This window comes from Pseudomonas benzenivorans, from assembly GCF_033547155.1.
Taxonomy (GTDB): Bacteria; Pseudomonadota; Gammaproteobacteria; order Pseudomonadales; family Pseudomonadaceae; genus Aquipseudomonas; species Aquipseudomonas benzenivorans_B.
In genome coordinates this window covers 1220606-1231294 of sequence record NZ_CP137892.1, presented here as the reverse complement: position 1 = coordinate 1231294, position 10689 = coordinate 1220606, and the positions used below count along the sequence as shown (strand labels likewise).

Here is a 10689-nt window from a genome sequence, read left to right as displayed (position 1 = left end):
CACTGCTATGGATCGAAAATACTAGGGGTGCCGATGCTGTATGTAAAACGTGATACCTGGGGCAACCTCACCCAGGTCGAGGCAGCGCCCTTCGAGGGCATGGATGGCGAGATTACCGCCGACAGCCAGGAGGCTCAGGCCTGGTATGCCAACCAGGCCATGGAAAGCAATCTGCTCAAGTTGCAGCAGAGTGACCTGGACATGATCCGGGTATTGGAAGATCTGATCACCGTGCTGATTCGCAAGGGCGTGGTGCGCATCACCGATCTGCCCGAGGCCGCGCAGAGCAAGCTGGTTGGCCGTAGCAAGGCCCGTGATGCCCTGGGCGGGTTGCAGCGTTTGATCAACGACGACGAATCCGGGCTGATCTGATCAGCCCTTGCCCGCCTACTGCCAGGGCGCTGGTTCACCGAACAGGCGACCCTGTACCGCACTGATGCCCATCTCGCGCAGCACCTGCCACTCGCCCTCGGTCTCGACTCGTTCGGCGATCAACGGCAGGTCGATGCTGTTGGCCGCCCGTTGCATCGCCTCGATGAACAGGCGCTTGTCGTTCTCCTGATCGATGGCGCGGATATAGCTGCCGTCCACCTTGAGGTAGCCGAGCCCCAGCTTGGCCAGGTTGCCGATCATGCTGAAACGGCCACCGAAGTGCTGCAGCCCCAGACCGAAGCCCAACCCCCGCAGGCGCTGGGTCAGGGCCTCGAGCGCGCCCTGCTCGGGTAGCTGGTCTTCGTCCAGCTCCAGCGTCAGACGCGCCCCCAGCTGACTATGCTGACGCAACATCTCGTAGAGCGAAGCCAGCGCTTGCGGCTCGCGCACCGTGGTCCCGGACAGACTCAAGGCCAGGTGCGCCTCATGCCCCGCCATCTGCTCCAACACCCGGCCGAGCATCGCCAGGTCCAGGCGAGCCGTCCAACCGAAGCGCTCCAGCCAGGGCAGGAAGCGCCCTGCCGGCACCAGCTCGCCCTGGTCGTCGAGCAGACGGGCCAACACCTTATGGTGCAAGACGCGGCTCGGTTCGACGGCATCGACCACCGGTTGGAAATACAGCTGAAAGCGCCCCTGCAGAAGTGCTTGATCGAGCAGGCGATACCAACTCTGACGCTCATCGGCGGCCAGGCTCTGCGTCCCGCTCTCGCTGCAGGCCCAGTGCTGCAAGGTCTGGCTGGCCGCCAGGGCCAAGGCTTCATCCAGGCAACGGTAGAGACTGGCCGAGTCGGCGCCGGGGGCGAAGGCCGTCATGCCGATGTGAGCCAGTGGCAAACGATCGCTGACGCCGGTCTGCTGCAGGCTGACCAAGGCCGCATCGAGGCTCTCGGCCAGCTGTTCCGCTTCATCACGATCCACACCGGGGGCGAGGATGGCGAACTCGCCACCCCGGTTGCGCGCCAGCAGGTAGCGGCCCTGGCAGAACTGCTGCAGCAGCTCGGCCACGCTCTTGATCAGCTGATCGGTACGCTGGCCACCCAGGCGCTGATTGAGGCCGGCCAGGTCGTCGATCCGCAGCAAGATGAGGAAACCACTGCAGGCCTCTTCCTCGACACTCAACCGGGCATGCAATTGCAGATCGAAGTAGCGTCTATTGGCCAGGCCGGTGAGGCTGTCCTGATAGGCCTCGGCGCGCAGCTGCTCGCTACGCGCGGCCTGCTCGGCAAACAGCGCCTTGAGCTTCTCCACCATCTGGTTCATGGCCTTGACCACGCGCCGGAACTCAGGAGTCCTGGGCAGCTCCGGCAGGCTGAGGAACTCGCGGCGGGCGATGGCGTTGGACTGCTCGACCAGGTAATCCAGGGGACGCAACTGACGCTTGAGCAGCAATACGCCCAGGGCGATACACAGCAGACCGCTGAGGGCCAGCCACAGCAGGATGCCGAGGGCGCTCTGCCACAGCTTGCCGATGGCGAACAGGGGATGACTGACCACCTCGACCCGTGCCGCCTGGCGCCAGCCGTCACTGACGATGGCATCGCCGCTGGCCGGGGCCAGATCGACCAAATCGGCGAACCACTGTGGCGCCGCAACGCTGACCGGAACCCCGCTGCGCTCGACCAGCACCTCCCCGCTGGCGGAGTCGATCACCCGGATGCTCTCGAAATAGCCGCTGTCGAATATCGAGCTGACCATCAACTCGACCATCGCCGCATCATTGATATGTGGACTCAGCGATAGGCCCAGAGCCGTGGCCGCATCCTGGGCATGGGCACGCAACTGGTTGACCTGTTGCTCGCGGGAGCTCTCCACGCTGACCAGAAAACTGCCGGTGAAACTCACCAGCATCAGCACGCAGATAGCGATGAACAGCTGCTTGAACAGTGACATGAACGACTCCTTCCGGCCCGTCTCAGGGAAATCCCTCGGCCTGCATCTTTTTCAACAGATCCTGCCAACGCGACAAGCGCTTGCTGTCTCCGACCTTCTTGCCGCCCCCGCTGCCGGGCAGCCACAGCCCTTCGGCATTGAAGGCATAGACCGGTACCAGATCGGTACGGCGGTTGGCCGGCTCGATGGCATCGATCAGGTTGTCCAGCACCAGGGGCGTAGCGCTAGGGTGCGGGTAATAGGTAAGCACCATATGGGCCTGGTTCAGGCGTACGGCTTTGACGTAGGTGATGCGCAGTTTCTCGCTCGGCACGCCGAGCTGACGCAGGCTGAAGTACTTGGCAATGGCGAAATCCTCGCAATCACCCGCCCCCAGGTGCAAGGCCTCGACCGGCGTCGCCCAATAGTCGCTGACGCGCCACAGTTCGATATCGTCGCGAAAACGCAGGCGCAGATTGAAGAACCGGTTGACCGCCTCGAGCTGCTCCGCCTCGGTCGCACCGACCTGCTCCTGCAATAATCGTTGCCAGCTGCCGAGCCGCTCGCGGCCGTCCCGCGAAGTACCGTACAGCTGCTCGGCCAGTCGGCCGATACGGGCGAAGTCCCAGTCGGCCGACACGGCATAGGTGCCGAGCAGCATCGCCAGCGGCCAGGCCATCGCCCACCCCCAACGCCAGGCAGGCTGCGTCACGCTCCGTCCTATCTGCAAACTGAGGCTTCCCTAGGTCCACTCGGCAGCCATGGTGCGGCGCACGGGGCAAAAACACAATCGTCTAGTCGCGCCGCCGCGGGCAGGCCAGCGCCTGGGGCCGGTGGATAGGCTCGAGGCGCACGGCAGGGACAGGCTCACAACGCCTGGGTCACTGCGAAACCCTGGGTTTCAAGTGCGCAACATCGCATGGAATAGGAGGCAGTCGCAGCTCCTCTGACCCGAGCCGCCGCGCCTCAGGGGAGAGTGGCGGCTTCAGGCGCTAGTTGTGGCGGCGCAGTTGCCGACCACGATGCCCGTCACCGCGCGAACCGCTATGCCGCCGTTGCAATCTGGGCGTGCGCTCGTCCAGCTTGAAGTGCTGGCCACGCCATCCGGGCCGCGGTTGCGCCGAGCGGTAGTCGCGGCGCCCCTCCAAACGGTGAACTGAGCGGCTCTCGACGCCATAGTGACGCGCTGCGGGTGCCGGCAGGTAGCGACGTTGATCGTGCCGCCGGTGATCGAAATGGCGCCTGTCATAGCGGCGCACCTCATGACTGTAATAACGCGGCGCCACATGCACCGGATAGCGCTGTACCTGGTAATAGTGACTGGAGTAATGAGGGTCGTAACCCCGGTAGCCATGGTCATAGCCACCGCCGTACACCGCACAACCGGTCAACGACAGCCCGAACAGCGCAGCGAGTATGGACTTGTAGAACATGGGTCTCTCCTCCGGTCGCTGGAGCCTCGCCGACCGAGGCCGGCACCTGGGATCGCTCCCATTTCATCTGACCACTTTTGACCGTATCCGGTGCGATGCCAGTGGCGCACAGATGGGTGACAAGGTGTTTCGGAGCCTCAGTCCCGAGCCGTCCAGACGGCCGAACTGCCGGCAGGGCTATTCGATAGGCCACGCCTGCCCAGGCATCGCAGCGTCCGCGGCGACGCTCCCTAAGGCTCCAGGGAGCGCCGCCAGCAGCAGGCGGTTCGAAGCACGAGCAATGACGCGATGGCCGCGGCAGGCTAGCATGGCGCCCTTCGCACTCCACTCAGAACAGCGCATGCCCCTCGCGACCTCGAAAACCGGCCAACGCACCCTGATCCTGCTTCTGCTGGTCCTGCTCGGCAGCGGCTTTCTCGCCACCTCGCTGGTCAGCTACCACGCCGCCCTCGCCTCGATCCGCGACGGCATCGTCAACACCGAGCTGCCGTTGACCTCTGACAACGTCTATTCGGAGATCCAGAAGGACCTGGTGCGCCCGGTGCTGATCGCCTCGATGATGGCCCGCGACACCTTCGTGCGCGATTGGGTGATGGCCGGCGAGCAGGACGTGGAGCAGATGACCCGCTACCTGCGCGAGGTGCAGGAACACTATGGCGCCGTCACCAGCTTCTTCGTCTCCGAACAGAGCCACACCTACTACCAGGCCAAAGGCGTGCTCAAGCGGGTCAGCCCGACCGAGCCGCGCGATGCCTGGTACTTCCGCGTACGCGACCTGCAGGCACCCTACGAGATCAATGTGGACGTCGACCTGGCCAACAAGGACCGCCTGACCGTCTTCATCAACTATCGGGTATTCGACTATCAACAGCGTTTCATCGGCGCCACCGGCGTGGGCCTGACCGTGGACGCGGTGGTGCAGCTGATCGATGCCTATCAGCAGCGCTACGGCCGCAGCGTGTACTTCGTCGACGGCAACGGCCGCATCGCCCTCACCGGCGCCAGCGGCGGCCCCCAGGGCGCCAGCGTCGGCCAGACGCTCGGGGAGCTACCGGGACTGCAGGACTTGCCGGCCCAGCTGCCGCAGAACGGCAATTTCACCTACGAAGAGCGGGGCCGCGACCATTTCCTCAATGTGCGCTTCATCCCCGAACTGAACTGGTACCTGTTCGTCGACAAGCAGGAGAACGGCGCCGTGGCCGGCATCCGCATGTCGCTGTACCTGAACCTGCTGATTTGCCTGCTGGTCACCGCCCTGGTGCTGGGCATGGTCAGCATCGCCCTGCGCCGTCACCGAGCACGCATCGCCGCCCTGGCCACCACCGACACCCTCACCACCCTGACTAACCGCCGCGGCTTCGAACTGCTGGCCAATCAGGCGATCCAGGAGGCACGGCGCAACCAGAGCCCGCTGTGTGCATTGCTGCTCGATCTCGACCAGTTCAAACAGCTCAACGACAACCATGGCCACCTGGCCGGCGACGAGGTGCTACGCGGGTTTGCCGCCCTGCTGCAAGGCGACCTGCGCCAGTCCGACATCATCTGCCGCTGGGGCGGTGAGGAATTCATCCTGCTGCTCAAGGACAGCGCACCCGAGCAGGCACGCCAACTGGCGGAGAAAGTCCGCCGGCATACCGAGCGGACGCGTTTCGAGCACGCCGGCACCGAACTGCGGGTCACCGTCAGCATCGGCCTGGCCGAGCTGCATGCGGGCGACGCCCTCGACCAGCTGATCGGCCGCGCCGACCGCGCCCTGTATCGGGCCAAGCAGTCCGGGCGCAACCGTCTTTGCGAAGAAAACACATGAGCCCATCCACCAGCGTCTGCCCTCTTTGCGGCCAGCGTAACCAGTGCGCCCAGGCCGGCTCGCCAACCCCGGTTCAGCAGTGCTGGTGTTTCGATACCGCCGTCCGACGCGACGTGCTCGAACGCCTGCCGGCCGCACAGCGCAACCTGGCCTGCCTCTGTCCACGCTGCGCCCAGGGCCTGCCGCCGGTCACGCCTACCCCGGCATCGGCCGCCCCCGACTGACCATGCGCCTGGACCGCTTCCTCAGCAACCTGCCGCGTTTCAACCGCCAGGATGCGCGCCATCTGCTCGCCAGCGGCGGCGTACGCCTGGACGGCCGGGTCAACCGCGACGGACGCAGCGAAGTGACCCTCTTCAGCCGGGTCGAGTTGGGTGACGGCGAAATACTGCAGGCCGGCAAGCCTGCACGCTATTTCATGCTGCACAAACCCGGCGGTGTGGTCAGCGCCACCGTCCATCCGGAGCACCGCACCGTGCTCGACCTGCTGGACGAACCCGACAAGGACGAGCTGCACCTGGCCGGCCGTCTCGACCTCAACACCAGTGGCCTGCTGCTGATCACCAACGATGGCCAGTGGTCGCGCCGGGTGACCCTGCCGAAACGCAAGCAGCCCAAGGTCTACCTGGTCGAAACCGAAGACCCGATCGAGCCGGCCTGCATCGAAGTATTCGCCCGAGGCCTGTACTTTCGCTTCGAGGACCTCACCACCCTACCCGCCGAACTGGAGATCCTCGCCCCCTGCCAGGCCCGCCTGACCCTCTACGAAGGGCGCTACCACCAGGTCAAGCGCATGTTCGGCCATTTCCAGAACAAGGTAATCGGCCTGCACCGCATCAGCATGGGCGCTATCCGCCTCGATGCGGGCCTGGCCCCGGGCGAGTACCGCGCCCTGACGAGTGCAGAGATCGACAGTTTCTCCCGCGACTGATAGCCATACTGAAATCAATCTTGCGCCCGCCTCAGCGACTGCCGAATAAAAACGAATTGGGGCTTGCCAGCGCCACGATGCTGCTGTTTAAATCGAACCATAAGGTCTTGATGTGACCAATAGGTCGCAAAAGCCATCTAAGCGCTCTTTCGGTTGTTTGCGCACTGCGCAAAATGGGTTCCTGCCTGGTAACACGACGCCTCTCCGGCCCCCTGAAAAAGGCTGGAGCGGACGCTCTATTTCGACCCTAACCGATTGAAAATAAATAACTTATAAAACCCTCTAGCCTGACATGCCCCTGTCATGTCCAGGCGCTTTCCTAACTGTCCTACTTTGCTCGGTAAACGGCGCCGCCCTGCCGCTTGCCATGCCAACTTGCGCCAGGAGGAAACAACATGAAGCCCGCTATCGCTGTCGTCGATGTTCACCGGAGTTTCAAGGTTCACACCGAGTTCTACGTCAGCCCCAGCGCCCGCAAGACCATCATTCTGGTCAACGGCTCGCTGGCCACCACCGCCGCCTTCGCCCAGACGCTCAAATACCTGCACCCGCAGTTCAACGTGGTGCTCTACGATCAGCCCTACGCGGGGCAGTCCAAGGCCCACAACAGCAACATCAGACCGATCACCAAGGAAGACGAGGCCTACATCCTCCTCGACCTGATCGAGCACTTCAAAGTCGACTACCTGCAGTCCTTCTCCTGGGGCGGCGTACCCGCCTTGCTGGCCCTGGGGCAACGCCCGGCGCGCATCGAGAAGGCGGTGATCACCTCCTTCTCGCCACTGCTCAACGAACCCATGCTCGACTACCTGGAAAAGGGCCTGGTGAGCCTGCTGGCCGTAGACCGAGCAGGCCTCGGTCACCTGGTCAACAACACCATCGGCAAGCACCTGCCCTCGCTGTTCAAACGCTTCAACCACCGCCACATCAGCAGCCTGGACGAACACGAGTACCGGCAGATGTTTGCCCACGTCAACCAGGTGGTGCACCTGGAGAGTCACTGCCAGATGGAGTGCCTGGCCGGGGTCGACATCCCGCTGCTGTTCGTCAATGGCGAACACGACGAGTACACCTCGCCGCAGGACGTACGCCTGTTCGCCGAGCACCTGCGCGATTGCCAGTTCGCCACCATCGACAATGCCGGGCACTTCCTCGACATGGAGCACAAAGCCGCGTGGCTGCAAACGCGGGACGTGCTGCTGCGCTTCCTGCAGGGCCCCGCCCTGCGTGAAACCGCCTACCGTTCGCACGCCGAAATGCCACACGCAATCGCCGTATGAAGCACGCCATTCAGCCGCTGTCGCACCGAGATGCAGCGCATTATGCTCGGTGCGGGCTTCATTTCACCCGCGAACTCTGGTACAAAGTCACCCGCTCGAGCGGGCGTCGTATAATGGCATTACCTGAGCTTCCCAAGCTCATGACGAGGGTTCGATTCCCTTCGCCCGCTCCAGTCTTTCCGCAGCCTCTAGCCCTATCAGGGTAGCCCATATAGGTCTGGGGGCCGTTTCGGGGGCCGTTTCAAGCCTGGGCATCCCGTCAGATATCCCGGATAGCCGGCCATATACCAGCGCTCTGAAATGCGAATGCCGTCAGCTAGGCCAATCCAGCACCGCATACGATCGGTGATCTGTAGACCTTGAATAGGCGAGCTCTGCAGAAATTTAGAACCACCGCGGCCAACTTCTTTTCCGACAGCGAGACTCTCCCGATTACGAGTCTCAGCCAGCTCGCACCGACCTACCCTCCTAAGCCAGACTCGCAGCAGACCCGTTTTCACGCCAAACCAGCCATGCCTCCCCAAACTGCTCGGTCGATCTGAACGGATTTCGAATCCAATAACTACGCAATATTTTCAAAGAAAGTAAATCCAAATTATTGATTTAAAAGAACATCATTGCAGAATAATCAAGCCAAATTCACTATGCTTTGGGGGAGCGACTCCCCTAGATTCCCCCCAACACAGCCGACGGCATATGCGAACTGCTCCCACTCAAAGATGGCTAGCAGCGACCCGATGATGGATTGGAGGAACTGAGGCCTGGAAGGGCCGTAAGATCTGGGCTGAAGGCACACTCCGTTAACGACCGTACCACTTTTTGACCACCAGACAGAGTTAGCACAATCCGAGTCGATGTCAGGCTGCACAAACAGCCGTGGGCTGGACAAAAATACTGCGCAGAGCACCTAGCAGCAGCGACCCGGAGGTAGTGCAGCTTGAACTTAGGATAGGTTGCTACAAAAACCGATTGCATCTCTTGCCCGATGCGCGGCACGACTTCTATGTAGGCGTCTTTCGGACTGGGTAAGCTAACCAAGTCATGCCGATCAATATCATTACAGCCCCGGCGTATGCCGTGCCAGGCGGCGACTGCTGAAACCACAGGGCTTGCAAAAGCAAAGCGAAAAGGCTGCCCATGTAGCTATAAGCAATGACGGTGGCGGGTGGCAAACTGTGGATCGCCCGATGTAGCAGCCAAAACGTCACCAAGGTTGCGCCGATAGAAAGGTAAGCCAGCCAGCCCAGGTCGGCCAAAGTCATCCACCGCAGACTCAGCCATCGGCCTCCTGGGAGGCTCAGTAACGTCAACAGCACGCCTCCAGCGAGCAAGTTGCCACATGCCAACGATGCAGCGCTGCGTTGCTCACCCAGCCAGGGCTTAAGACGCAAGGTCAGCGGTGCATAGAGAGCCAGAGCTAGACAACCAACCCCATAGAGGCAATAGGCGTAGGCATCGAATTGCGCTTGATCGATCGACAGCAACGTCAACGCACCGCAGGCCGCGACCAGATTCGGCCAAAACCGCTGTAGCACCCGCACGCCTAGAAGGAACCGCTCGCAGCCGAGGGTAAGCAGCGGGATGGTGACGAACAGCATGGCAATGTCCAATGCACCGGTATACCTGAGCGCTTCGAACATGCTGGCGAAATGCATGGCCAGCAGGCCGCCGAGCACTCCATGTGCCCCCCACGCAGACTTGCCGATGCGGCCCGCTCTGCGCCACAGCAGGGGCAGAAACAGAAGGCCGGATAGCAACAAGCGTACAGCGACCAAAGCCAGTGCATCCAGGGACGAGCCGAGTTTATCTACGGCGAAGAATGACAAGGCCACCAACATCGCCCAGACCAGCATGCACAGATGGGCATTAAACATGAAACTCACTCCTGGCCAATCATGGGGTTGGCCTGTCACTGGCTATGCAATAGCTCAAAACCTGTGCAAGCTTCACCTACACATCCCTTTGCCTTCAGATACCTGCGCGCGGCCGAATTCCCCGGTCCAACGGCGCCCAACAGTCCGTGCAGCAGAAACACAGGGGGGCCGGCACCACTCACAATGACCCATGCCCAGAGCCCGTAAAGGCTCGTTCGCAGCGACGGAACACAGCAGGTGTCTATGCACCCAACGGCGAACACTCCTCACATGCCTTCGTAGCGGCCAGGAAGCTCAATGCGATGCGAATCGCTCCACTGCCAATGCGTTGAGGACCAAGGACTGAAAATGCTCGATCAACCAGTCGATGGACGACGAACCATCGGTAAGGGGACAGTCCGGTGCGCCGTCCAGCATGGAAATCAGCGTATGCACCGTCGCCACAACACTACCTAGGGCGAACAGGCGCCGACGCATGCCTTCCCGTATTAGTTCGCCGAGAAGATCGTGATACCGTCGACGCACCGCGGCTATATGCTGCTGTTGGCTCGGGCTCAGACTGCGAAATTCGAACCGGGTCAGCGCCGCGCCTAGGTGGTTTGCCAGCAGAAAACGGATGTAGGCATCGACGAAACTGCGCACCGCCCGTCGAGGATCTTGGTCTCGGCACACCTGTTTGCGCAGCACGAACAGCAACGCTTCTTCGAAGTCCTCAATCAGCTCATAAAGCAGCGCTTGCTTACTGTCGAAGTGGTTGTACAACGAGCCAGCCTGCACACCGATGGCGCTGGCTAACTTACGTACGCTGACGCCATTGAAGCCCTGGTTTACAAAGAGCTCCAACGCAATCAAACGCACCTGTTCACCGGCCGGGAGATTCGGGGGGGCCGAATCCTGTCCGGCCATGCTGGCATAAACTCGAACGGACTGTCGCATGGTTCTCACTCAGCAGATTGGGGCATGCCAAAGGACTCGATAACTGCAGCGGGACCGCTGGCACCGCCACTCGTATTGATGTCAACTCGGATGTGGTGGCGAACAGCACTGCACAGGCAACTCAAAA

Annotated in this window: 10 protein-coding genes and 1 tRNA gene; 6 read left to right on the top strand and 5 right to left on the bottom strand. The window is 62.0% G+C overall.

Annotation, left to right across the window (positions count from 1 at the left end; translation table 11 throughout):
• Positions 1 to 33: 33 nt before the first annotated feature.
• Positions 34 to 372, top strand: coding sequence for a tryptophan synthase subunit beta (locus SBP02_RS05730; protein ID WP_318645432.1), 339 nt, complete (start codon positions 34 to 36; stop codon positions 370 to 372).
• A 15-nt stretch (positions 373 to 387) separates the two neighbouring features.
• Here the strand turns inward: SBP02_RS05730 and lapD are convergent, their stop codons facing one another.
• The 3 genes from lapD to SBP02_RS05715 all read right to left on the bottom strand — a co-directional run bounded on the left by lapD (position 388) and on the right by SBP02_RS05715 (position 3734).
• Positions 388 to 2322, bottom strand: a complete 1935-nt coding sequence (lapD, locus tag SBP02_RS05725; protein WP_318645431.1) for a cyclic di-GMP receptor LapD — start codon at positions 2320 to 2322, stop codon at positions 388 to 390.
• A gap of 22 nt (positions 2323 to 2344) precedes the next feature.
• Positions 2345 to 2980: a cysteine protease LapG gene (lapG, locus tag SBP02_RS05720; RefSeq protein ID WP_318646309.1), complete on the bottom strand. Its 636-nt coding sequence runs from the start codon at positions 2978 to 2980 to the stop codon at positions 2345 to 2347.
• A 313-nt stretch (positions 2981 to 3293) separates the two neighbouring features.
• Positions 3294 to 3734 carry a hypothetical protein gene (locus SBP02_RS05715; RefSeq protein ID WP_318645430.1) on the bottom strand — a complete coding sequence of 147 codons (441 nt, stop codon included), beginning with the start codon at positions 3732 to 3734 and terminating at the stop codon, positions 3294 to 3296.
• A gap of 340 nt (positions 3735 to 4074) precedes the next feature.
• On the opposite strand from SBP02_RS05715, the gene SBP02_RS05710 reads away from it, so the two are divergent.
• From SBP02_RS05710 to SBP02_RS05690, 5 genes are all read left to right on the top strand, one after another.
• On the top strand, positions 4075 to 5541 hold the full coding sequence (locus SBP02_RS05710) for a sensor domain-containing diguanylate cyclase (RefSeq protein WP_318645429.1): 1467 nt from the start codon (positions 4075 to 4077) through the stop codon (positions 5539 to 5541).
• Positions 5538 to 5765, top strand: a complete 228-nt coding sequence (locus SBP02_RS05705; RefSeq protein WP_318645428.1) for a cysteine-rich CWC family protein — start codon at positions 5538 to 5540, stop codon at positions 5763 to 5765. Before SBP02_RS05710 ends, SBP02_RS05705 begins: the two co-directional genes overlap by 4 nt.
• A 2-nt stretch (positions 5766 to 5767) precedes the next feature.
• Complete coding sequence (locus tag SBP02_RS05700) at positions 5768 to 6472, top strand: pseudouridine synthase (RefSeq protein ID WP_318645427.1); 705 nt, start codon at positions 5768 to 5770, stop codon at positions 6470 to 6472.
• 395 nt (positions 6473 to 6867) lie between these two features.
• Positions 6868 to 7752 carry an alpha/beta fold hydrolase gene (locus SBP02_RS05695; protein ID WP_318645426.1) on the top strand — a complete coding sequence of 295 codons (885 nt, stop codon included), beginning with the start codon at positions 6868 to 6870 and terminating at the stop codon, positions 7750 to 7752.
• A gap of 99 nt (positions 7753 to 7851) precedes the next feature.
• Positions 7852 to 7925, top strand: a tRNA-Gly gene (locus SBP02_RS05690).
• 828 nt (positions 7926 to 8753) lie between these two features.
• Here SBP02_RS05690 and SBP02_RS05685 read toward each other — a convergent pair.
• Both SBP02_RS05685 and SBP02_RS05680 read right to left on the bottom strand, forming a co-directional pair.
• Positions 8754 to 9626 (bottom strand): DMT family transporter, encoded by an 873-nt coding sequence (locus SBP02_RS05685; protein ID WP_318645425.1) that lies wholly within the window; start codon positions 9624 to 9626, stop codon positions 8754 to 8756.
• A gap of 294 nt (positions 9627 to 9920) precedes the next feature.
• A complete protein-coding gene (locus SBP02_RS05680) occupies positions 9921 to 10562 on the bottom strand; it encodes a TetR/AcrR family transcriptional regulator (protein WP_318645424.1) in 642 nt (213 codons plus the stop codon).
• Positions 10563 to 10689 lie beyond the last annotated feature (127 nt).

Coding starts and splice junctions, on each gene's coding strand:
- SBP02_RS05730 (WP_318645432.1), top strand. CDS start 34: ATGCTGTATGTAAAACGTGATACCTGGGGCAACCTCACCCAGGTCGAG.
- lapD (WP_318645431.1), bottom strand. CDS start 2,322: ATGTCACTGTTCAAGCAGCTGTTCATCGCTATCTGCGTGCTGATGCTG.
- lapG (WP_318646309.1), bottom strand. CDS start 2,980: ATGGCCTGGCCGCTGGCGATGCTGCTCGGCACCTATGCCGTGTCGGCC.
- SBP02_RS05715 (WP_318645430.1), bottom strand. CDS start 3,734: ATGTTCTACAAGTCCATACTCGCTGCGCTGTTCGGGCTGTCGTTGACC.
- SBP02_RS05710 (WP_318645429.1), top strand. CDS start 4,075: ATGCCCCTCGCGACCTCGAAAACCGGCCAACGCACCCTGATCCTGCTT.
- SBP02_RS05705 (WP_318645428.1), top strand. CDS start 5,538: ATGAGCCCATCCACCAGCGTCTGCCCTCTTTGCGGCCAGCGTAACCAG.
- SBP02_RS05700 (WP_318645427.1), top strand. CDS start 5,768: ATGCGCCTGGACCGCTTCCTCAGCAACCTGCCGCGTTTCAACCGCCAG.
- SBP02_RS05695 (WP_318645426.1), top strand. CDS start 6,868: ATGAAGCCCGCTATCGCTGTCGTCGATGTTCACCGGAGTTTCAAGGTT.
- SBP02_RS05685 (WP_318645425.1), bottom strand. CDS start 9,626: ATGTTTAATGCCCATCTGTGCATGCTGGTCTGGGCGATGTTGGTGGCC.
- SBP02_RS05680 (WP_318645424.1), bottom strand. CDS start 10,562: ATGCGACAGTCCGTTCGAGTTTATGCCAGCATGGCCGGACAGGATTCG.